Origin of the sequence: Photorhabdus tasmaniensis (assembly GCF_011189505.1) — a bacterium.
Lineage (GTDB): Bacteria > Pseudomonadota > Gammaproteobacteria > Enterobacterales > Enterobacteriaceae > Photorhabdus > Photorhabdus tasmaniensis.
This window is the reverse complement of the sequence record NZ_PUJU01000009.1, coordinates 1-22,154: the sequence shown is the minus strand read 5'-3', so window position 1 is coordinate 22,154 and position 22,154 is coordinate 1. Positions and strand designations below refer to the sequence as shown.

21 protein-coding genes are annotated in these 22,154 nt (G+C 44.0%); 13 read left to right on the top strand and 8 right to left on the bottom strand.

Annotation, left to right across the window (positions count from 1 at the left end):
* Positions 1–42: 42 nt before the first annotated feature.
* The 4 genes from sirB1 to hemA are packed head-to-tail and all read right to left on the bottom strand — an operon-like array spanning position 43 to position 4,060.
* Positions 43–852, bottom strand: a complete 810-nt coding sequence (gene sirB1, locus C5471_RS05685; protein ID WP_133813187.1) for an invasion regulator SirB1 — start codon at positions 850–852, stop codon at positions 43–45.
* On the bottom strand, positions 836–1,684 hold the full coding sequence (prmC, locus tag C5471_RS05680) for a peptide chain release factor N(5)-glutamine methyltransferase (RefSeq protein WP_133813188.1): 849 nt from the start codon (positions 1,682–1,684) through the stop codon (positions 836–838). The genes sirB1 and prmC overlap by 17 nt, the downstream gene beginning before the upstream one ends.
* Positions 1,684–2,766: a peptide chain release factor 1 gene (gene prfA / locus C5471_RS05675; RefSeq protein ID WP_133813189.1), complete on the bottom strand. Its 1,083-nt coding sequence runs from the start codon at positions 2,764–2,766 to the stop codon at positions 1,684–1,686. The genes prmC and prfA overlap by 1 nt, the downstream gene beginning before the upstream one ends.
* Before the next feature lie 31 nt (positions 2,767–2,797).
* Positions 2,798–4,060, bottom strand: a complete 1,263-nt coding sequence (gene hemA, locus C5471_RS05670; protein WP_133813190.1) for a glutamyl-tRNA reductase — start codon at positions 4,058–4,060, stop codon at positions 2,798–2,800.
* Between the two features lie 242 nt (positions 4,061–4,302).
* Here hemA and lolB point away from each other — a divergent pair, with 242 nt between their 5' ends.
* The 3 genes from lolB to prs all read left to right on the top strand — a co-directional run bounded on the left by lolB (position 4,303) and on the right by prs (position 6,814).
* The gene (gene lolB / locus C5471_RS05665; protein ID WP_133813191.1) at positions 4,303–4,926 is read left to right on the top strand and encodes a lipoprotein insertase outer membrane protein LolB; all 624 of its coding nucleotides are present in this window, start codon (positions 4,303–4,305) and stop codon (positions 4,924–4,926) included.
* Positions 4,926–5,792, top strand: a complete 867-nt coding sequence (gene ispE / locus C5471_RS05660) for a 4-(cytidine 5'-diphospho)-2-C-methyl-D-erythritol kinase (RefSeq protein ID WP_133813192.1) — start codon at positions 4,926–4,928, stop codon at positions 5,790–5,792. Before lolB ends, ispE begins: the two co-directional genes overlap by 1 nt.
* A 74-nt stretch (positions 5,793–5,866) precedes the next feature.
* Positions 5,867–6,814: a ribose-phosphate diphosphokinase gene (prs, locus tag C5471_RS05655; protein ID WP_133813193.1), complete on the top strand. Its 948-nt coding sequence runs from the start codon at positions 5,867–5,869 to the stop codon at positions 6,812–6,814.
* Positions 6,815–6,937: 123 nt separating this feature from the next.
* Here the strand turns inward: prs and ychH are convergent, their stop codons facing one another.
* On the bottom strand, positions 6,938–7,213 hold the full coding sequence (gene ychH, locus C5471_RS05650; protein ID WP_133813194.1) for a stress-induced protein YchH: 276 nt from the start codon (positions 7,211–7,213) through the stop codon (positions 6,938–6,940).
* A 142-nt stretch (positions 7,214–7,355) separates the two neighbouring features.
* Positions 7,356–9,065 carry a phage tail protein gene (locus tag C5471_RS05645; RefSeq protein WP_133813195.1) on the bottom strand — a complete coding sequence of 570 codons (1,710 nt, stop codon included), beginning with the start codon at positions 9,063–9,065 and terminating at the stop codon, positions 7,356–7,358.
* Between the two features lie 286 nt (positions 9,066–9,351).
* Between C5471_RS05645 and pth the strand changes: the two genes are divergently transcribed.
* Complete coding sequence (gene pth / locus C5471_RS05640) at positions 9,352–9,942, top strand: aminoacyl-tRNA hydrolase (RefSeq protein WP_133813196.1); 591 nt, start codon at positions 9,352–9,354, stop codon at positions 9,940–9,942.
* Positions 9,943–10,079: 137 nt separating this feature from the next.
* Positions 10,080–11,171, top strand: a complete 1,092-nt coding sequence (gene ychF, locus C5471_RS05635) for a redox-regulated ATPase YchF (RefSeq protein WP_133813197.1) — start codon at positions 10,080–10,082, stop codon at positions 11,169–11,171.
* A gap of 153 nt (positions 11,172–11,324) precedes the next feature.
* Here the strand turns inward: ychF and darG are convergent, their stop codons facing one another.
* Complete coding sequence (gene darG / locus C5471_RS05630) at positions 11,325–12,392, bottom strand: type II toxin-antitoxin system antitoxin DNA ADP-ribosyl glycohydrolase DarG (RefSeq protein WP_133813198.1); 1,068 nt, start codon at positions 12,390–12,392, stop codon at positions 11,325–11,327.
* 478 nt (positions 12,393–12,870) lie between these two features.
* Here darG and C5471_RS05625 point away from each other — a divergent pair, with 478 nt between their 5' ends.
* Complete coding sequence (locus tag C5471_RS05625; protein ID WP_133813199.1) at positions 12,871–13,677, top strand: hypothetical protein; 807 nt, start codon at positions 12,871–12,873, stop codon at positions 13,675–13,677.
* A 124-nt stretch (positions 13,678–13,801) separates the two neighbouring features.
* Positions 13,802–14,614 carry a hypothetical protein gene (locus tag C5471_RS05620; protein WP_242688591.1) on the top strand — a complete coding sequence of 271 codons (813 nt, stop codon included), beginning with the start codon at positions 13,802–13,804 and terminating at the stop codon, positions 14,612–14,614.
* Between the two features lie 186 nt (positions 14,615–14,800).
* Here C5471_RS05620 and C5471_RS05615 read toward each other — a convergent pair whose 3' ends face one another.
* Positions 14,801–16,222 (bottom strand): aminotransferase-like domain-containing protein, encoded by a 1,422-nt coding sequence (locus tag C5471_RS05615; protein ID WP_133813200.1) that lies wholly within the window; start codon positions 16,220–16,222, stop codon positions 14,801–14,803.
* Between the two features lie 130 nt (positions 16,223–16,352).
* On the opposite strand from C5471_RS05615, the gene C5471_RS05610 reads away from it, so the two are divergent.
* The 6 genes from C5471_RS05610 to C5471_RS05585 form a co-directional block, all read left to right on the top strand.
* Positions 16,353–17,690: a cytochrome ubiquinol oxidase subunit I gene (locus C5471_RS05610; protein WP_133813201.1), complete on the top strand. Its 1,338-nt coding sequence runs from the start codon at positions 16,353–16,355 to the stop codon at positions 17,688–17,690.
* A complete protein-coding gene (gene cydB, locus C5471_RS05605) occupies positions 17,680–18,687 on the top strand; it encodes a cytochrome d ubiquinol oxidase subunit II (RefSeq protein ID WP_133813202.1) in 1,008 nt (335 codons plus the stop codon). The genes C5471_RS05610 and cydB overlap by 11 nt, the downstream gene beginning before the upstream one ends.
* Complete coding sequence (locus tag C5471_RS05600; protein ID WP_133813203.1) at positions 18,668–18,826, top strand: DUF2474 domain-containing protein; 159 nt, start codon at positions 18,668–18,670, stop codon at positions 18,824–18,826. Before cydB ends, C5471_RS05600 begins: the two co-directional genes overlap by 20 nt.
* A 247-nt stretch (positions 18,827–19,073) precedes the next feature.
* On the top strand, positions 19,074–20,123 hold the full coding sequence (locus C5471_RS05595; protein WP_339959206.1) for a histidine kinase: 1,050 nt from the start codon (positions 19,074–19,076) through the stop codon (positions 20,121–20,123).
* Between the two features lie 137 nt (positions 20,124–20,260).
* Positions 20,261–21,097, top strand: coding sequence for a siderophore-interacting protein (locus C5471_RS05590; RefSeq protein WP_339959205.1), 837 nt, complete (start codon positions 20,261–20,263; stop codon positions 21,095–21,097).
* Positions 21,098–21,742: 645 nt separating this feature from the next.
* Positions 21,743–22,154: contractile injection system protein, VgrG/Pvc8 family (locus C5471_RS05585; protein ID WP_278250145.1), on the top strand; the 412-nt coding region annotated here is incomplete at its 3' end.

Below are 22,154 nucleotides of genomic sequence, written 5' to 3'. Positions count from 1 at the left end.
AAGGGCAAATAAATTAACCAAATGAATCAGTGCAGAGCATAATCAATGCAATACAATATATTGCTGCTCAATGGAGTATAGCTGCTTTCTGATCGTTTCTACCGCCGGATCTTCCGGGCAGTGTTCAACAAAATAGCTTAAATCAGAAACCGCAATATGATGACAATCAAGTTCGGCGTATATAAGCCCTCTATCACGTATTTCATATGGGTCATCGGGATCAAACATCAGAACGGCTTCACTGGCTTTCAGCGCCAGTTCCAACTGGCCTTCTTCCATTAATACAACTTTTATCGTCTCCAGCACTTTATATACGATGCTGATATTATCAGCTTCCTGCAAATCATCCGCCGTCAATTTGGCTGTCTGGCCAATATTCCCTTTTAACCACACATCAAGCATATATTCACTCAGCGCTTCGCCATCGGTTGGATTAATAAATCTCACCGGTTTATCCGGGCAATCAATACGCAGAATCAACTGTGTCGGAAAAACCACCGGCATAAAGGGCAGTTCTAAAGCCTGAGCAATATGGATAAGAATGATCCCTAAAACCACAGGAGAACCTTGACGGGTTTGCAGTACTTTATCCAGCCAGAATGTATCTGACAGACAATAAACACCACTGGCACCGCCGAATTTCCAGTTCTGATAAAACAACCTGAGTAATTTTTCCAGCTGTTCCTCTCTGTTCATCTGTGGAGATATTTCACGTCTGGCTTCATCAATTAATACCTGAAGCTGCTTCTCCACTGAATTCTGAGGAAAGTCGGAGCGGATGGCTCCGGATATTAACAGAATACCGCTACTTAAAGATGCGTTATTAAATTCATAATCAGCTATGGCTTTCATCACTTTTCCACTGACCCAGTGTTATTCGCTCATTACCGCCATAATCCTGAAAAGTCGCCACCAGCTGATAACCACTCTCAGAATACAGGCTTCTTACAACGTCTCCCTGTTGCCAACCATGCTCCAGCAACAACCATCCACCAGGTAACAGAAAATGACGTGACAAATTGATAATTGTCTTTAGATCAGCCGTTCCCTGTTCTGCCGCAATTAATGCACTCTCTGGCTCAAACCGCACGTCACCTTGAAACAGATGAGGATCGGCTTCATCGATGTAAGGCGGATTACTGACAATCATAGTAAATTGTTGATTATCCAACGAAGAGAACCAACTGCTTTGCAGAAAATCCACATTTTGTATTTTCAGTTTTTCAGCATTTCCCTGCGCCAGAATGACCGCATCAGGATTGATATCAACCCCGGTAACCCGGCAATCAGGGCGTTCACTGGCCATCGCCAGCGCAATCGCACCGGTTCCGGTTCCCAAATCCAGAATGTGGCAAGGTACCGGTGAAAGCCGTTCAAGCGCTTTTTCAACCAGACACTCCGTGTCAGGCCGCGGGATCAATGTGGCAGGCGAAACATTTAGTGGCAACGACCAGAATTCGCGTTCGCCGGTAATGTGAGCAATGGGTTCACCTTTTACCCGGCGAGCCAGTAACGTTTCAAGCTGGCTGAACTGCGCTGAACTGAGTTGCGTTTCCCCGAATGCCAATAGGTAAGTTCGGGAATGGTGAGTGACGAGCCCCAACAAAATCTCTGCATCCCGTTTAGGGCTGTCACTGGCTGATAACTGTGTTGTGGCTTGTTTAAGCCAGGATTGATAATCCATCAATCCTGCTCTGACAACGCTGATAATTGATCGGCCTGATATTCATTAACGATCGGCTGAACAAGCATATCCAGTTTGCCTTCCATCACTTCATCAAGGCGGTACAAGGTCAGGTTAATACGGTGATCCGTCACCCGCCCTTGCGGGAAGTTGTAAGTACGGTTGCGATCTGAACGATCACCGGAACCCAGCAAGTTACGGCGCTCCGAGGCTTCTGCTTCCTGGCGCTTACGTACTTCGGCGGCACGAATACGCGCGGCCAATACCGACATCGCTTTCGCTTTGTTTTTATGCTGAGAGCGCTCATCCTGACACTCAACCACAATGCCGGTTGGAATATGCGTGATACGGATAGCGGAATCCGTGGTGTTGACGTGCTGACCACCGGCACCAGACGAACGGAACGTATCAATACGCAAATCACTTGGGCTGATTTCTGGCAATTCTGCTTCCGGGATCTCCGGCAAAACCGCAACGGTACAGGCAGAAGTGTGAATACGCCCTTGCGATTCAGTTTCCGGTACACGCTGAACTCGATGACCACCAGATTCAAATTTCAGATGACCATAAACCTGTTCACCGGAAACTTTAGCGATAATTTCTTTATAACCACCATGCTCACCGTCATTGGCGCTCATCACCTCGACTTTCCACCGACGGGATTCAGCATAACGGCTGTACATACGAAACAGATCCCCGGCGAAAATAGCCGCTTCATCACCCCCGGTACCAGCGCGAACTTCAAGAAAACAGTTGCGTTCATCATCAGGATCTTTCGGTAGCAGCAACAATTGCAACTGCTGTTCTAATTCCTCATTACGAACCTTGGCATCCTTGATCTCTTCCTGTGCCATTTCCCGCATTTCAGGGTCATCAAGCATTATTTCAGCGGCCTTAAGGTCATCCTGCACCGTGCACCAGACCTTAAAACAATTCGTCACATCCGTCAGTTGAGCATATTCCCGTGACAAAGCACGGAAACGCTCCTGATCAGCAATCACATTAGCATCACTGAGGTGAGCCAAAACTTCTTCGTGACGTTCTTGTAATGCTTCCAATTTAGCAACAATAGAAGGCTTCATTCGTGATTTCAGACCCTATTCCGAGATATGGTTAATTATGTTTCAGCCCCAAGCTGTCACGTAATAAATTAAGACGCTCCAGGTCACCATTGCTGGCAGCCTGCTGGAGTGATTTGGTAGGAGCATGCATCAGACGATTCGTCAATTGATGAGTCAATTGATTTATTGTCTGTTCCAGGTCAGCCCCCTGGTTGATAGCAGCCAGCGCTTTGTCTGTCATTTCAGCCCGCATCTGTTCTGCCTGAGCACGATATTCACGGATTGAGTTGACTGCACCTTGTGAACGCAGCCAGTCCATAAAATAACCACTTTCCTGCTGAACAATATATTCAGCCTGAACAGCCGCCGCTTTGCGCTGGGCAAGATTGCGCTGAATAATTGCCTGCAAATCATCAACACTGTAGAGATAGACGTTGTTCAATTTTTCCACATCAGGTTCTACATCGCGGGGAACCGCGATATCAACGAGCAGCATGGGTTGGTTACGGCGTAACTTTAATGCACGTTCAACCATGCCTTTACCAATAATAGGCAAAGGGCTGGCGGTTGAACTGATGACAATATCAGCTTCGGCTAAACGTGTATCAATTTCAGACAAAGTGATCACTTCCGCCTGAACTTCGTCAGCCAATACCTGCGCCTTTTCTCTCGTTCTGTTAGCAATCATCATATGGTGCACCCGATGCTCTTTCAGATGGCGAGCGACCAGCTCAATGGTTTCCCCTGCACCAACCAGCAAAATATTCAGTTCAGAAAGTGTTTCAAAAATCTGTCGCGCCAGGGTACAAGCCGCAAAAGCGACGGAAACCGCATTTGAACCAATCTCTGTTTCAGTCCTGACGCGCTTGGCAACAGAAAATGATTTTTGAAACAATCGCTCCAACTCACTCGATAAAGAACGGCAGTCCTGCGACTCGGCAAATGCTCTCTTCACTTGCCCAAGGATCTGAGGCTCTCCAAGTACCAACGAATCCAGCCCACTCGCCACTCTCATCAAGTGGCTGACGGCTTCATTATCATGATGCCAGTAAATACTGGATTTTAGATCCCTGGGATTAAGCTGGTGGTATTCACACAACCAGTTAATTAATTGCTCATACAGATTATCCTGCTGTTCTACACTGAGATAAAGTTCTGTACGGTTACACGTTGACAATACAACGCCTCCCCTCACCAGAGGTTGCTGGAGAAGGTTGCCAAGTGCTTCACTGATAGTGTCCGGTGAAAAAGTCACCCGTTCACGCAGGGATACAGGAGCGGTTTTATGGTTGATACCAAGTGCTAACAAAGTCATATTGAATTATCAGCAGGAAGGCTGTTCATCGTAAAAAACATCTTGTTTTGATGAAATCATCACCCTTAATAAGGACTCTCAATTAGCTGTGCATTCTACTTGATACCTCCGTTCAATAAAAGACGATCAACCACGTCTAATCTCATTATTCAGGATATTTTTTGAGATTTAACTGGATTAATGCGCCATTCTTCATTATTAAGTGGTGTAAACATTTTCATGTTATTAATCAGAGATTGCCGATGAAGCCAATGCACAAATTATCACTATTCCGTCTGCTGCCACTCTCTTGCGTGCTGTTGACCGCCTGTACATTAACACAACCCGGTGGTTCCGGTTCGGCAGACTCCCCTCAGTGGCGGGCACACACACAACAACTACACCAATTGAACCAATACCAGACCCGTGGATCTTTTGCCTATCTGGCTAATGAAAAGAAAGTTTATGCCCGCTTTTTCTGGCAACAATATAACCCTGAGCGCTACCGTTTATTATTAACGAATCCTCTGGGCAGCACTGAATTAGAACTGGTCGTTCAACCCGGCATGACGCAATTAACCGATAACCAGGGTAAAAAATATTTCAGTGATAATCCTGAAGAGATCATTTATCAACTCACCGATATGGATATTCCTCTGGATAATCTGCGACATTGGATAACCGGTCTGCCCGGTGACGCAAAAGAGTTCAAGCTGGATGCTAACTATCTGTTGAAAACCTTAAACTATCAAAAACATGGCGCAACATGGCAGGTTAATTATCAATCCTACGATAGCTCAACAACCCCCTCTCTTCCTAACCGTCTTGAACTGACTCAGGGCGACCGCCGCATTAAGCTGAAAATGGATAACTGGACCACAAAATAATGACGCTAACCTGGCCTTCACCGGCAAAACTTAACCTGTTTCTCTATATCACCGGTCGCCGCGCTGATGGTTATCACCAGTTGCAAACCCTGTTTCAGTTTCTGGATTATGGTGATGAAATTACCATCACCCCACGTCAGGATAATGAAATCCGCTTACTGACACCGGTAGAAGGTGTGGAGCACGATAACAACCTGATTGTTCGCGCGGCGCGTCTGTTGCAATCCTACAGCCATCAGCACGGCACTGGCATTGCTCATCAAGGTGCAGATATCTGTATCAACAAGCGTTTGCCTATGGGCGGTGGGTTGGGAGGCGGTTCATCGAATGCCGCTACCGTCCTGATTGCCCTGAATTACCACTGGCAAACTGGCCTCACAGACGAGACACTGGCAACCCTCGGTGTAAGTCTTGGTGCTGATGTACCAGTCTTTATCAAAGGCCACGCCGCATTTGCAGAAGGTATTGGTGAAATCCTGCACATAGCAGAGCCGGAAGAGAAGTGGTATCTGGTTGCGCACCCTGGGATTGAAATCCCAACTCTGCGCATCTTCACAGATCCGGAATTAAAACGTGATACGCCAATTCGCTCTCTGGCCGCATTATTACAGGCTCCGTACGCAAATGATTGTGAATCTCTTGTAAGAAAACGTTTTCGTAAGGTTGAACAGCTTCTTTCATGGCTGCTAGAATACGCGCCGTCACGCCTGACAGGGACCGGTGCATGTGTATTCGGCGAATTCGAATCAGAAGCATCGGCCCGGAAGGTGTTAAATCAAGCCCCTGAGTGGTTGCATGGTTTTGTTGCGCGTGGCGTCAACAATTCACCTTTGCACAGTTTTCGCTCTGGGATACCCGGTTATTGAACCAATGAACAGATATCGTTCATTTGAGCATTGGTCAACAATATCTCTCTGGACGCAAGCCTGAGGTTTTTCTCGTGCCCGATATGAAGCTTTTTGCTGGTAACGCCATTCCTGAACTAGCACAACGTGTTGCCAACCGCCTGTACACCAATCTTGGAGACGCGGCTGTCGGTCGTTTCAGCGACGGTGAAGTCAGCGTACAAATTAACGAAAATGTACGCGGTGGTGATATTTTCATCATCCAGTCCACTTGTGCACCGACTAACGACAACTTGATGGAATTGGTCGTTATGGTTGATGCACTGCGCCGTGCCTCAGCCGGACGTATTACCGCAGTAATCCCTTACTTCGGTTATGCCCGTCAGGACCGCCGGGTCCGTTCAGCCCGTGTGCCGATTACCGCAAAAGTTGTCGCAGACTTCCTGTCCAGTGTCGGCGTAGACCGCGTACTGACAGTTGATCTGCATGCTGAACAGATCCAGGGTTTCTTTGACGTTCCGGTTGATAACGTATTTGGTAGCCCGATCCTGCTGGAAGATATGTTGCAGCAAGAATTGGCAAACCCTATCGTTGTTTCCCCGGATATTGGCGGTGTTGTCCGCGCCCGCGCTATCGCTAAACTGCTAAATGACACGGATATGGCTATCATTGATAAACGCCGACCACGTGCTAACGTTTCTCAGGTGATGCACATTATTGGTGATGTTGCAGGTCGCGACTGCGTACTGGTTGATGACATGATTGATACCGGCGGTACATTATGCAAAGCGGCTGAAGCATTGAAAGAGCGTGGTGCTAAACGTGTATTTGCCTATGCAACTCACCCGATTTTCTCCGGCAACGCGGTGGACAACATCAAAAACTCGGTTATTGATGAAGTGATTGTCTGTGACACCATCCCATTATCTGCTGAGATCAAGGCGCTGAATAAGGTTCGTACTCTGACTTTATCCGGTATGCTAGCTGAAGCGATACGCCGCATCAGTAATGAAGAGTCAATCTCTGCGATGTTTGAACACTAAGTTTCAGCCATAAATCGCGCTTAAGAAAAAACCCGTTGCCAAGAACTTCAACGGGTTTTCTGCTTATCCGGAGTCATAATAATATTCCTCCATTAGCAAAAATTCTGACTAACACTGTTTTTGTTATGGATACCGATGATCACCACGACGATAACGCTCATCGTAATTTTTCAACCACCAGTAACGATCTGCCACACCTTCCCGGCCTCCCACACCGGCACCAGCTAACCAAACAAGAGCACCGACAAAAACTCCCAATAGCGCTGCTTCAGATAAAAACTCAGGCCAGCCAAAACCGAAGATATGGGGCAGTAATGTATAAGCCAGGCTGCTAACGATGGTCAACATACCAACACCCATTAATACATTACCAACTATGAAGGCACTCTGACGTTTCATATGTTACCTCCAACACTCTTCGAGCATACTAAGAACCTAAAGTCAAAAAGCTTATGTTTACTTACACTATAGAGTATAGCCCTATTTGCCAAAAGGTCATTGCGGACGCGATCACAACTAACAGAGATTTCATCGCAACGCCCTAGCCGTCCCTCTCTTCGCCTAAATTCTGGTGGTTTTTTTGGCGTTGAATTCGAACATTAATTACTCGTCCATCGGGGATATCGCATAGCTCACCATCATTGTAATAAATGACTTCCCCGTCACTGTTAACGCTCTTTACGCGCTTATTTTGAGTAAATATCGGCGCATCGGTATTTTGCCGATGATAACATTCGATTGTTATATCGCCGCTAGACGTGTCTACTAATTCATTAACCCAAATAAGATTTAACCCGTTGCTGTCTGCCGGGACGATGGTACCACCGTGAATTCCCCATGCACCGTCTTTAGCAAAACCGTCGCAGCCACTGATACGATATTTCCCGGTATCTATCCGCTCGACAGTCACCCCCTCCGCTTCGCGAGTTAACGCATAAGTTCCGTCTGGATAAATACTCACTACGGGGCTGGATATTCTGATATTGCCATTAGTATCGGCGATGCAATTATCATTAAAGATGGCAATAGGATTACCGTTATATTTCAATTTATCGCCAATTGTCAGTCTGCCGTATCTTTTTTCGTTGCAAATATCAAAATCTTGTGACCCATCACCTGGAAATCCAACGTAGGCTGTTCTCGCCGCCCCTTCATAATACTGCAAATAGGCATGTCCACCAGTACTGTATGTTATATTAAAAATACCCGCATTCCCCTTTAAATTTGCCGATGCAGCTTCAATCTGACCCGCAGGAGAAACAGAAAAAACCCGATTGTTATTAATATATGCAGCCAACTCTCCACCAATTGTCAATCTGCCAGATTTTTTTTCGTTGCAAATATCAAAATTTTGTGACCCGTCACTTGGAAATCCAACGTAAGCCGTTCTTTTTGCTCCCTCAAGAAACTGAAAATAGGCATGTTTACCAGTATCATGTATTATGTTAAAAACACCCGCATTCCCCTTTATATTCGCTGACGCCGCTTCAATTTGGCCCGCAGGAGAAACAGAGAAAACCCGTTTGCCATTAATATCTACAGTATATCCATAGGTATCTACGCTACTACCACGCACAATACCTGTTTTAATATAATTGTCGTACCAATTGTAAAGTGTAAATGCAACCATCTCACTTGTTGGTTTAGCGCCCTGCACAGAAACTAACATAGTTGCATTACGTTCGGTGGGAAGTGTTTCAACCTGTTTAAACCTAAAATACCCTGAATAATTGCCACCATCGGCCGATACCGCATTTTTCGCCAACGCCACCGTTTCCGATAAGCCGAGGTTTTTTACAAACGCGCTTTTATCAGGAATATCTGCGCCATGTTGATCTTTTGCCAATCGGTTATTAGCATTATCATTTACATCAGAAACAAATTTCTGAGTTACCGCGAGAGTATTACTATTACCTATTTTATCTGTGAGCTGAGTAACACCTTTTTGTGTTAATGAAGCACTTGGCACTTCGGTTGCAATTTTTTGTTCTAACGCTCTATTTAATTGGGTAGCGAGTTTAACAATATCGCCATCATCCAGAATATCATCACCGGAATATGTCGCGATAAAATTAGCCACAACAGATGCTATTGTTGATGACTGACGTAATACCTTATTGAGCAAATGAGTAGTAATATTTTCTGGCGGAAACCCGGTCTTTAAACTCCGGCTTTCTTCATATCCTTCTTGGCTCACTACATTGGCATTATTACTACTAGAAAAAGCTTTAAAATCATTTTTTTGACTCATATATCCTCCTAAAATTAAATAACCTCATTTCATAATCAGTATGTTTAATTATTGTAAAAAACATTTTTCCTCTATTTATTCAAATTATAGTCTAGCTCGTAAAAACAATAATTAAACATTCTTATCACCCAGACAGTTAATTATTTTTGTACAATTAACAACAATAAAAGATTCAATATTTTCAAAGTTATACTTCTTCGCTTTCAAACTGAACTTTGTACTCGTCGCACCTGACAGGTAAACTACCCCTCTTTATTGTTTTTACTGTTAAAAGTGAAGAAAAATAGTGAGTAACATAAAATTAATTGTTGGTCTGGCTAATCTTGGTGCTGAATATGCCCAAACCCGGCACAACGCCGGGGCCTGGTACCTCGACCTGCTGGCGCGGAGCCACAATCAGCCATTGAAAGAAGAGAGTAAATTTTTCGGTTACACCGCCCGGATTAATATGTGCGACCATGATGTTCGTCTGTTAGTCCCGACAACATTTATGAACCTCAGCGGTAAATCTGTCGCGGCCCTCGCCTCCTTTTACCGAATCCAACCAGATGAAATTCTGGTGGCACATGATGAACTCGATTTACCGCCGGGAGTGGCAAAAATGAAGCTGGGCGGAAGTCATGGCGGTCATAATGGTTTGAAAGATATTCAAAACAAATTTGGCAATAATCCTAACTTCTATCGCTTACGTATTGGTATCGGTCATCCAGGCGATAAAAATAAAGTTATTGGCTTTGTGCTGGGAAAACCACCAGCCAGTGAACAAAAGCTGATTGATGACGCGATTGATGAAGCTCTGCGCTGCACGGATATTCTAATGAAACAAGGTATAGATAAAGCGATCAACCGCTTGCACAGCTTCAAAGCCAGTGCCTGACGACACAGAATAGATAAATCCTATTTGCGGGATCGTGATAGCTCGCCATTCCGTGTATAATGGCGCCAATTTTTTTCTGATTCATCACAAAGGCTACTCCAGCCTTTTGATTTATAAGTAATTTAAGGTGAAAACTTATGGGATTCAAATGCGGTATCGTTGGCTTGCCTAACGTCGGGAAATCAACATTATTCAATGCGCTGACCAAAGCAGGTATCGAAGCAGCAAACTTCCCGTTCTGCACCATTGAACCAAATACCGGTGTAGTACCGATGCCCGATCCACGGCTTGAGCAACTGGCGCAAATTGTAAAACCTCAACGTATCCTGCCTACCACAATGGAATTCGTCGATATTGCCGGTCTGGTGAAAGGCGCATCAAAAGGTGAAGGTCTGGGCAACCAGTTTCTGACTAATATTCGTGAAACGGAAGCTATCGGCCATGTTGTGCGTTGCTTCGTCAACGACAATATCATTCACGTTTCCGGTCAGGTTGACCCAGCCTCTGATATTGAGATCATCAATACAGAACTGGCCCTTTCCGATCTGGACACTTGTGAGCGAGCCATTCATCGCGTCCAGAAAAAAGCCAAAGGTGGCGATAAAGATGCCAAAGCCGAACTGGAAGCGCTGGAAAAATGCCTGCCGCATCTGGAACAAGCCGGTATGTTGCGGGCATTGGATCTCAGTGCTGAAGAGAAAGCCGCTATCCGCTACTTGAGCTTCCTGACGCTGAAACCCACGATGTACATTGCTAACGTCAACGAAGATGGTTTTGAAAACAATCCTCATCTGGATATTGTTCGTGCAATCGCAGAAAAAGAGGGATCGGTTGTCGTACCTGTTTGTGCTGCGGTAGAAGCCGATATCGCAGAGCTGGAAGATGATGAACGTGAAGAGTTCATGGCTGAACTTGGTCTGGAAGAACCCGGTTTAAACCGCGTTATCCGGGCTGGTTATCAGTTACTGAATCTGCAAACTTACTTCACTGCCGGCGTGAAAGAAGTCCGGGCATGGACAATCCCTGTCGGCGCAACCGCACCACAGGCTGCCGGTAAGATCCACACTGATTTCGAAAAAGGCTTTATCCGTGCGCAAACTATCGCTTTTGCAGATTTCATCACTTATAAAGGCGAACAAGGCGCAAAAGAGGCCGGCAAAATGCGCTCAGAAGGTAAGGAATATATCGTTAAAGATGGCGATGTGATGAATTTCTTGTTTAATGTTTAAATTATTACTCATGTCTCGTAACGTCGCACGGTGTTTCACAGACTGAATAAATCACTTCAAATCCACGCAACTGCGTGGATTCTTATTTTCAATCTTCGACAACGACACATTTATGTTAGCCGACGGTGCTCAAAAAAAGTTACCCTTAAGTATTCAGGAATGAAACTTAACTATCCGATCAATAGCAAATTGCAGGCTATCATCATCGAATAATTTCAATTTTCGATTCGCCCACCTTTCACCAGCAGGCCAGTGATGTAATCCCTCTTTCACGGATATCAGTGTTGGCTGGCAATTTTCGCGAGCCAGTAACCAATCAACCGTAGCCAGTAACTCCATACCAAACGGTGATTCAAAGCCATCAATTAACTGGCTCACCTGTTCAAGTGCAGGTAACCAGCTTTTGGCTTCACTGTGCAGGTAAGCGCTCACATAGTCCCTTTCCCTATCGTTAAACCAGATTACATCCAATGGCTGACTATCTGAGATGCGTTTTTCTGCTTTGAGATAACTACCATCCAACGCATTTAGCAGATGATTCAGATTAGCGGCATGAGGGCCATAATAATTTGCCTCAAATCGTAGCGTTAACACATCTTCCAAATGATGCTGGTCAATAGCGCGCTGTAGCAACCACCCCAGCTTTTGAATTTCCAGCAGGCTGCATTCCATACCTAACACCCAGTAGCGCCGCACAAGTTCTGCGATCATCGCCCTGGCTGGCGTTAACTTTTTTACCCCAGTATTTTTGACAACATTTTGATATTTATCCGTTGGCTCATAGATCAAAATTTCTGTGTCGTGGAGATCGGACAGGGTTTTCTCAATCCGAGTTTTCACCTCAGGCCAGTTCAGTCCCCCATTACCGGCACCTAGCGGTGGAATAGCAATGGAACGCACCTGGTTTTCAATCAGAAACAGGCGCAAATCCTGCAATCCGGTTTCAATCCATTCTATTTTGGAGTCAACACGCCAGTGCTGTTTGGTGGGGAAATTGACTATCCAGTGTGGCCCCATCAACTCACCGGTTTCAGTGACGAACATCTTTCCAGTCACTACCTGCTTCTGCTTACAAGCTTTGGCATAGGCCTGCATATTGAGTGGAAAACGCTCTTTGAACATGAGGGCAATGCCTTTCCCCATGACACCCATAGTATTGACCGTATTCACCAATGCTTCTACAGGGGCATCCAGTAAATTACCTTGTGTATATTTAATCATGAGAAATACCATCCTGCCCGGGCATAAACGGGCATATTAACCAAACGACAAAAAGCATTTTAACCAATAAGATAATACAATCAACAACAATCCCTACTTATAATTATTCATTTCAACTCAATATAAACAAAAAACAAATCAACATATAATTGATGATAAAGCAAATCATTAGCAGAGCAGATATAAATACATTATCAAATTGTATAACAAAGGGTTATTTTTATAAAGCACCCTAAAAACAAATTTTATGATAATAAACTTTACATATTGTATTTTTAAACTATTATGGAAATATCATAGATGCAATTTCTATCAATTGGCATAGATATTACCGGCTTTCAGAAAATATATTTATCACACAAAATAAAACGATATCTTATTGATCTAAAATAAATTATATTTCCTGAAATACATAATTAACCTAAATCAAAAATAAACATTCAATAGTTAATTATATAAATCTATAAGGAAAATAATCATGAAGAATATATTCACCAGCCCTGATTATGAATTTAAAAAGGCTCAAGAGTGGCTGGAGTATATTAAACCAGGAGAACTAAGATACCTGAAAACACAGGAATATCCCGATAACATTTCTTCTCATTTCCCGGCACCTGAAAATCTTTCTGACGTGCAAAGCCCAGCCAGTGTAGCAGCAACAGATGAATACACCATATTTACAAAGAAATCTGCTACATCATATAAATACCCGGTCAGCGTCACGGAGGGTTTGCAAACTATCATCAACTTATGCCGGATAGCTTCAGGCTATGATCCTTTAGAACCAGAAGGTAATGGCAATGCGCAGAAGTTCATTGCATTCACCAAAGAAATAGCGAATACTCCATTTCTCTCTTTACTGTGGGTAGAATCAAGTATTATTACTCAACAAAGCCATAATACCGATATCTTAATCGATTCTTTTGTTCAAGCTTTTAAAGGTCTCTCCCCTCAGGATAAAATTACAATCAAAATCTATCTAAAAGCGTTGACTAATACTGCTTTATCATATGCGGATGAGAAAGAAAGACAATCTAATTTCGTACAATACGTTCTTATTAAATCCCCAAATGGTGCTTCAATTATATTATATTCCTCTGTATTAACAATAAAGAGAGTGAATAATAAAGGTACTATAAAATTCACATCCAACTATAAACTTTCACAGGCAGAATATAATCTCAGTCAAGCATCATGGGAAAATGTAAAGCCGGCATTCGAGAAAGAAAATAAAATATCAACCGAATATTTAATTGACTGTATGACAACCAAACTAAAAACATAAATTAAAATATTTTTATAAACAGATTATAGGCATTGTTGCAAATAGGACTCAATATCGTTCCCTATTTTCAACAATATTTTAACATTCAATATCTAGTTTAATAAACTTATAAAGGACAAAAATCATGGAAAATATCTTAAGCAATCCTGATTACGCAGTAAAAAAATCCCAAGAATGGATAGAACATATTGAGAAAGGAGGAACAAGGTTGCTGAAAGATTGGCAACGTTCAGATAACATTTTCACAGATATTTCCAATCTTGAAGATTATTCCAAAGTACAAAGTCCAGCTAACGCCGCAGCTACAGAAAATTATGCACTACTTGCAAAACAATCTGCTACATCATATAAATATCCGGTAAGCGTTACCGAAGGTCTGCAAACGATAGTGAATATATGTCGTGCAGTTTCAGATTATAATGCGTTAGATCCTGAAGGCAAAGGCAATAAAGAGCACTTCTTTGCATTTACAAAAGAATTATCGGGTGTACCGATCCTTTCCTTAATATCAAAAAGCGTACAAAATGTTGTTCAAAAAAGCCGTAATATGGATGTTTTGATCAACTCTTTCCTGGAAAGCTTCCAAGGTTTAACTTATCTGGAGAGAGGCCAGATGAGGATCCCCTTGAGACAATTGGCTCTCGCTGCATTATCCTATGCGGGTAAGAAGCAGACTCGATCTAATTTCGTACAAAACGTGCTTACCACCTCGCCAAGAGGTGTATCATGCTTCTTATATTGGTCTGAGTTTTCAATAATCGCTTTAGAAGATAATAAAGGCACTATCGAATTCCAATCTACTTACCTTCTACCGCAAGCAGAATATCAACTGAGTTACGAAGCATGGAGAAATGCGCGGCCCGCATTCGAGAAAATACAGAAGGAAACATTAGAAGATTGGATTGACAATATGACAACCAAGAAGAAAGAAAAGTAAAGACACTGTGTATAGAATAAGTTGATATGGTGAAATAACTGACAAAATGGTGTCCGCAAATGCATCGTGGACACCATGATGAATATCTCCGATGTAAAACATTTCATTGTTGGTAACGATAATCAGTCCTTGACTTCTAGCATGTCCTGCTATCTGGTTATCATAAACCCCAATACGTTATAGTTATTACCCACATTCAGCCAATAAAGTATGGCAAAGATGGCCTAAAGTCTGCGTAGCACGTTCCATTTCCTCATTCCAATCAAAAGAGACATTAAGACGAAAGGCATGGTTAAACTGTTGACTGGTACAAAACATACTGCCAGGCGCAATACTGATCCCTTCCGCCAATGCCAGTTGATAAAGCCGCTCGGCACTGAACAATGGCTCAAATTCCAGCCAGAGGAAATATCCGCCTTTCGGGCGGTTCACTTTCACTGATGCAGGCATATAGTCGCCAATCGCCCGTAGCATTTGGTGTTGACGTTGCTCCAATACACGGCGAAGACGGCGCAAATGTTTATCGTATCCCCCTTCGGCAAGATAATCGGCAATAGCCAGTTGCGTCGGTATGCTAGCAGAAACGGTACTCATCATTTGTAACTGCTGGATTTTTCTGGCGTGCTTTCCTGCCGCCACCCAACCCACCCGGAATCCCGGTGCCAGGCATTTGGAAAATGAAGCACAGTGCATAAAGTTGCTTTCACTGTCCAGAGCTTTCGCCGGTACAGGCCGTTGCTGATCGAAATAGAGTTCACCATACACATCATCTTCAATCAGTACCACCTGGTGACGGTTAAGGATATTCACCAACCGTGATTTATTTTCGGCAGACATCGTTCCGCCTAATGGATTCTGGAAGTGAGTCATTAACCAACAGGCTTTTACCGGATACTTTTGCAGCACCTCCTCCAACGCATCTAAATCAATACCGTGTTGCGGATCAGTTTTTATTGCCAGCGCTTTTAAGCGTAAACGCTCAATTGCCTGCAAAGCACCATAGAAAGCCGGCGATTCAATGACCACCCAATCACCCGGCTCAGTTACTGACTGCAAACTGAAACTCAGTGATTCCATCGCACCCGCAGTAATCACAATTTCATCAGGAGAAACATGAATACCATGCATCGCATAGCGGCGCGATATGTTACGGCGTAACTTATCGTTACCCGGAGGTAAGTTGGCTAAAGAGCTGTGCGGTGCTATTCGCCTGGCGACTGCCGCTAACGCTTTGGTCAGTTTAGGCTGAATCAATAAGGATGGATCCGGGAATGCTGAACCAAAAGGAATAATCGAAGGATCTTTGCACGCTTGTAATACATCAAAAATAGAAGCGCTTATTTCCACGCTTTCGCTCAGATGTAATCGCTTTCCCCCTTTCGCCGCCGCAAATGGTTGCAAACGATTGGTGACATAATAACCAGACTGAGGTCGGGAAGTGATCCATCCCTGACTTTCCAATAACTGATACGACTGAACAACTGTCATCAAACTCAAACCCGATAATTTCACTGACTCCCTCAGTGAGGGTAATCTATCTCCTACCAACCAGGTACCATCTTCAATATGTTGCAGAATTTGCTTAGCAAATTGTTCATAACGCTTCATAAATTCAGACCTCCGTAGAAACTGTTATAGTCAATATAAAGAAAACTGTCACTATTATAGTTATTTTTTTCATGTTTTACTTACCCACACACATTTCCTGCCTTTATTCAAACAACAATAAGAGGTCACTATGTTTGGCTTAAGTGCTGTGGAACTGGCCAGAATTCAGTTCGCTTTTACGGTCTCCTTTCACATTATCTTTCCAGCAATCACGATTGGGCTGGCAAGTTTTTTAGCGGTACTGGAAGGATTATGGCTGAAAACCCGTCATACCGATTACAAAGCGTTATATCACTTCTGGTCGAAAATTTTTGCAGTTAACTTCGGCATGGGAGTGGTTTCCGGCCTGGTTATGGCTTATCAGTTCGGCACCAACTGGAGTTTTTTCTCCGAGTTTGCCGGTTCGATCACCGGCCCCTTGCTGACTTACGAAGTACTGACCGCGTTCTTTCTTGAAGCAGGCTTTCTTGGTGTGATGTTATTTGGCTGGAACCGAGTGGGTAAAAAATTACATTTTTTCGCCACCTGTATGGTTGCGTTGGGTACTCTGATATCCACCTTTTGGATACTGGCCTCCAATAGCTGGATGCAAACCCCACAAGGCCATGAAATTATCAATAATCAGGTTGTCCCCGTCGATTGGCTGGCAGTGATATTTAATCCCTCCTTTCCATACCGTCTGGCTCACATGTGTACCGCGGCATTCCTTGCCTCAGCATTCTTTATTGCAGCTTCAGCGGCATGGCATTTATTAAAAGGCAATGACTCGACAGCAATGAAAAAAATGCTATCCATGTCGATGTGGATGATCCTGATTATTGCGCCTTTGCAGGCGTTGATTGGTGATGCCCACGGTCTTAACACACTCAAGCATCAACCCGCCAAAATCGCGGCAATGGAAGGCCATTGGGAAAATCGTCCCGGTGAAGCGACTCCGCTGATCCTGTTTGGTATTCCTGATATGGAACGGGAAGAGACACGTTATGCCGTGGAGATCCCTTATCTCGCCAGCCTGATTTTGACCCACAGCATCGATAAACAGGTTCCTGCGCTTAAAGAGTTTCCACCGGAAGACAGACCAAACGCCCTGATGGTTTTCTGGTCATTCAGAGTGATGGTCGGCCTGGGTATGCTGATGATAATTGCCGGTTGCTGGGGACTCTGGCTGCGCTATAAGCAACGGCTTTACCAATCAAAACCCTTCCTGCGTTTTATGTTCTTGATGGCACCTTCCGGCCTGATCGCCATTCTTGCCGGCTGGTTTACCACAGAAATAGGCCGTCAACCGTGGGTAGTTTATGGTCTGTTACGCACCAAAGACGCGGTATCCGCACACGGTGAGATACATATGAGCATCAGCCTGTTGCTGTTTATCGTGGTTTATAGTTCGGTATTTGGTGTGGGTTACGCCTATATGATGAAACTTATCCGCAAAGGCCCCGAAAAGGAGTTAAAAAATGGGTATTGATCTGCCGTTAATCTGGTTCATCATCATTGTGTTCAGCACCATGATGTACATTGTCATGGATGGTTTTGATCTTGGGATTGGGCTGCTCTATCCCACAGTTAAAAGCGACAGCGACCGTGACTTAATGATGAACAGTGTCGCCCCTGTCTGGGATGGTAACGAAACTTGGCTAGTGCTTGGAGGTGCAGGTTTATTCGGTGCTTTTCCTCTGGCTTATGCCGTTATCCTTGATGCACTGGCCATCCCCCTGACATTAATGTTATTTGGCCTGATATTTCGTGGTGTCGCCTTTGAATTCCGTTTCAAATCTGCCCCTGAACATCGTCACATTTGGGATAAAGCCTTTATCGGTGGTTCTGTGATTGCCACGTTCGTTCAGGGGGTTGTGGTTGGCGCTTTTATTCAGGGATTCCCTGTTGAAAACCGGGCTTATGCGGGTGGCTATTTTGACTGGTTTTCCCCCTTCCCACTATTCTGTGGCTTTGGGCTCATCGTGGCTTACGCCCTGTTAGGCTGCGGCTGGCTGATTATGAAAACCGAAGGCCATCTGCAACAGGCGATGTACCGTGTAGCCCGCCCACTTATTCTGCTGATGCTGGCTGTCATCACCGTTATCAGTTTGTGGACACCATTAATCCATCCGGCAATGGCGGAACGCTGGTTCAGCTTACCTAATTTATTATTCTTCCTTCCTGTACCACTGTTAGTAGTATGGTCCAGCTGGAAACTATTGCGTTCCATCAAACGCAAAACCCATTACACCCCGTTTCTGTTAGCGCTGTTGCTGGTTTTCCTTGGCTACAGTGGATTGGGTATCAGTATCTGGCCTAACCTGATCCCACCAGCGATCAGTTATGAAGCCGCTGCGGCACCACCACAAAGTTTAGGTTTTATGCTGGTCGGTGCCCTGCTGATCATCCCAGTGATCCTAGTTTATACCTATTGGAGCTACTACGTTTTCCGGGGGAAAGTGAACCATGAACAAGGCTACCACTAATCAAAACATCCAACGCCCTTCCGTATGGAAACGGATAGGCTGGATGGCGATAATCTGGCTTTGCAGTGTGATGGCTCTTTTTGCTGTCTCCACGCTATTTCGCCTTCTGATGACAGCAGCAGGAATGAAATTAAAGTAATTGTTAACACTATTTAATAAATTGAGCTAAAGTTTTCATCAGTATTGCAGAACGGAATCTTAACCTGATGAAAACAAGTTCAAATAACTCTCTCTTCACAAACCAAAAGTTGTTTGTAATCAACTCTATTGTAAATTTATTTTTACTTTTCACACTGTTATTGATCAATAAACCGTCTATTCAAGATTTAATTCTACCGTTGCTGATAATGTTAAACATTACAAATGTGTATTTCCTGATAAAAGTAGTGCATAACTCTGTTCCTGTCAAAGCATGGCAACATTCAAGATACAAAGCAGAAATTAACGCACTGAAACAAAAAAATGGCCATTTGGATTTCCTTTGTCAAAGCCATTTCAAACTACAAAACTGTAAACTTCTTCCTGAAAAGTTACAGGAGATTTTTTCTCATCTCAATCGCCTGATCCCTTTCTGTGAAGCCAAAATCATCTTTTATCCATCGCAACAAGAATATTTCTTCCGCAATCCTCACCAGTGCCCCTATTTCGATATGCCTCTGATTATGAGATGGAGTCTGGATGATAATATTGATAACTATGGGACACTCTGGATAAAAACACACAGAAATAGTGACTTGACCCCCGATGAAAAAAGCCTGGTTCAGAATGTGGTTGCCTTAATGACGAATAAACTGTTACGGGAAAACCAAATCCAGTGCCACCATCAAAGTATCTTAGCGGCAGAAAGAGCGGCTATTTCCCGAGAACTCCATGATTCAATTGCCCAATCGCTCTCTTTCCTTAAGATTCAGGTTAATTGCTTGTATATCGGTAGTGATCACTTATCCAAGCAAAGTTTAACCTCGCTCAATATGATTAAGGATGAGTTGAATATCGCTTACCGCCAACTAAGAGAATTATTGGCAACCTTTAGGAACGAGCAGCCTCAATGTCATCTGCAAGAATCTTTACAGACGTTGATTAACGAGTTTAACCATCGTCTGGGCTTCAATATTGAATTCAATTACCGCCTGACACATCAACACATCCCTGATAGTTACTGTAAACATTTAATCCAAATCATCCGGGAATGTTTAAACAATTGCTACAAGCATTCCAATGCAAACTGGATCAGTATCCGTATTTATCCTCTTGATGACAAAGTCATTGCTGTTGTCAGTGACAATGGCCGGGGCATCAATCTAACTGCAATTGATAAAAACAGATTTGGGCTGGCGATTATCCAAGACAGAGTCACGCTCATCGGTGGACAATTACAGATAAAAAACCGTAAAAATGGTGGTACAGAAATAGAAATTCAATTATCACTGGACTGAAAAGACAGATAAATCAAATTACTGGCATCAGCGCAACTTATTGAATGATAATGATTAGCATTTGTGTTATTTACTGTTACACTGCATTTCGCTTTATCAGATCATTACCTTCAATAAATTTTCCAGAGGAATTTTACGTGGCTAATAAAACAATTGAAGAGAAAAATATTTACCGCCCTGCACCCCCGAGGCTTGTTCAGGTAAAAAAAATTTTCGACGTAACCCCCAATATGCGCAGCATTACTTTCGAAAGTGAAAACTTGGACAGTTATCCCACTGAATGCGAAGGCGGGCTGGTAAAAATATTCTTACCTCTTCCGGGGCAGATAAAACCGATCTTACCCACTCTATCCCCAGAAGGCCCAATATGGCCGACAAAAGAACTACGCCCGGTTACCCGTGCTTACACTGTCCGGGCTCTGCGTTCCGAACAAAAAGAGATCGATATTGAGTTCGCACTGCATGACCATGGCGGTCCGGCGGTGGAATTTGCTCACAGAGCCAAAATCGGTGACTGGATTGGCATCACTAACCCCGGAGGCCCTGATCCATTACTGCCAAAAGTCAGCAACTATTATATGGCCGGCGACCCAAGCTCCCTGCCTGCAATTGCGGCGCTACTAGGAACCATAAAACCAGACGCGGCTGGGCAGGTGATTATTCGTATCGAAAGTGAACAGGATATTCAGGAGTTAAAAAAACCAGAGGGAATAACAATCCACTGGATTACTGGCGGTGTTGAAGTGACTGACAAAATGGTATCCACGTTCAAATCCTGGTCATTACCAACAGAAAATGTCACTTTCTGGCTTGCCGGTGAAGATAAAATGGTAAAAGCGCTTCGTCGCTATGTTCGCCGTGAAAAAGGTTATGAACGCCACCAGCTATATGCCATCCCTTACTGGAGACATGGCTTTAATGAGGAAGGTTATCACGAACTGCGCCATGAAGTGATGGATAGCTTTGCGCTATGATTAGTGCATAATTTCGGCCAATCATAATAGGCAGAGGATCACGCCGGGAGATTTTTTCAGAAACCTTGACGGTGTGATCTATACCATGAGAATGATCTACAACCATTGGGATAGGGCAACAGGTATACCCGCTTTCCACTTTTGGGTTTTGGCTGCCATATAAACATCATTAGGTCGAGTTAATAAAAGGTCCTTTGGCTTTTTACTACCAAGCCACTCTCGCCTGTTAGGCTTGAAACGCTCACTGCGTTACAACCGCACCGCACAAAAAATTCGTGATTTATGTCACATTTTTAAAATTAATCGGATATTAGCCAATCAAACAAACGCGACACCGTACATTTTTTATTATATTTTTCTAGTGGGATATTAAACAGATAAAATGATTGATTATTTTTATCTTTACTCTCCCTTAAGGTAATCGATGACATAACAACCCCGGTTGCCTGTTCAATGCAGGTTATCCATAAGACTTTCAGCAACAGACTAAGCAACCTGTATTGTTCTAAATGGTTTAATTATTTTTTTATCAATTTTTCCAAGATGGTCCATTTCACCACTTGATTATTTATGACTACACACAAAACGTCGCCGGGCAAAAGGTCCGGGCGGTATCTATCCTTATGAATAATTAACGGGGACGTGATGTCATTCCAGAAAAATCTATCCAAACTATCCAGTGCCAAACACATTGCCGACCGGCTAGCGACTCAAAGCGCCAGCGGCCTGCAATTTACCCTCACGGCGGGCGGATTACCGCCTGAGACCTTTGTCGTCTCCCGGTTTTCACTCACCGAAGCCCTGTCAACCCCCTTCAGCCTGACGGTCAGTTTAGCCAGTGCCGACCCGGCGATTGATTTCGCCGCCGTCCTCGATACCCGCGCCACCCTGACCATTCTGCGCGCCGGCAAAGTCGAGCGCACCGTCACCGGCATGGTTGCCTGCTTTGTACAGGGCAACACGGGCAAACATCAGACCCGCTATGAGATGACGGTGCGCCCCGATATGTGGCGCACCACCCTGCGTCAGAATGCCCGGATTTTTCAGCAGCAGGATA

What these genes read in the sequence shown, in the direction of transcription:
- darG (WP_133813198.1), bottom strand. Translation starts at nt 12,392, where the DNA reads ATGATTAAATATACACAAGGTAATTTACTGGATGCCCCTGTAGAAGCA.
- C5471_RS05615 (WP_133813200.1), bottom strand. Translation starts at nt 16,222, where the DNA reads ATGAAGCGTTATGAACAATTTGCTAAGCAAATTCTGCAACATATTGAA.
- hemA (WP_133813190.1), bottom strand. Translation starts at nt 4,060, where the DNA reads ATGACTTTGTTAGCACTTGGTATCAACCATAAAACCGCTCCTGTATCC.
- sirB1 (WP_133813187.1), bottom strand. Translation starts at nt 852, where the DNA reads ATGAAAGCCATAGCTGATTATGAATTTAATAACGCATCTTTAAGTAGC.
- C5471_RS05625 (WP_133813199.1), top strand. Translation starts at nt 12,871, where the DNA reads ATGAAGAATATATTCACCAGCCCTGATTATGAATTTAAAAAGGCTCAA.
- C5471_RS05645 (WP_133813195.1), bottom strand. Translation starts at nt 9,065, where the DNA reads ATGAGTCAAAAAAATGATTTTAAAGCTTTTTCTAGTAGTAATAATGCC.
- ispE (WP_133813192.1), top strand. Translation starts at nt 4,926, where the DNA reads ATGACGCTAACCTGGCCTTCACCGGCAAAACTTAACCTGTTTCTCTAT.
- lolB (WP_133813191.1), top strand. Translation starts at nt 4,303, where the DNA reads ATGAAGCCAATGCACAAATTATCACTATTCCGTCTGCTGCCACTCTCT.
- C5471_RS05620 (WP_242688591.1), top strand. Translation starts at nt 13,802, where the DNA reads ATGGAAAATATCTTAAGCAATCCTGATTACGCAGTAAAAAAATCCCAA.
- prfA (WP_133813189.1), bottom strand. Translation starts at nt 2,766, where the DNA reads ATGAAGCCTTCTATTGTTGCTAAATTGGAAGCATTACAAGAACGTCAC.
- C5471_RS05610 (WP_133813201.1), top strand. Translation starts at nt 16,353, where the DNA reads ATGTTTGGCTTAAGTGCTGTGGAACTGGCCAGAATTCAGTTCGCTTTT.
- prmC (WP_133813188.1), bottom strand. Translation starts at nt 1,684, where the DNA reads ATGGATTATCAATCCTGGCTTAAACAAGCCACAACACAGTTATCAGCC.
- ychF (WP_133813197.1), top strand. Translation starts at nt 10,080, where the DNA reads ATGGGATTCAAATGCGGTATCGTTGGCTTGCCTAACGTCGGGAAATCA.
- C5471_RS05600 (WP_133813203.1), top strand. Translation starts at nt 18,668, where the DNA reads ATGAACAAGGCTACCACTAATCAAAACATCCAACGCCCTTCCGTATGG.
- cydB (WP_133813202.1), top strand. Translation starts at nt 17,680, where the DNA reads ATGGGTATTGATCTGCCGTTAATCTGGTTCATCATCATTGTGTTCAGC.
- ychH (WP_133813194.1), bottom strand. Translation starts at nt 7,213, where the DNA reads ATGAAACGTCAGAGTGCCTTCATAGTTGGTAATGTATTAATGGGTGTT.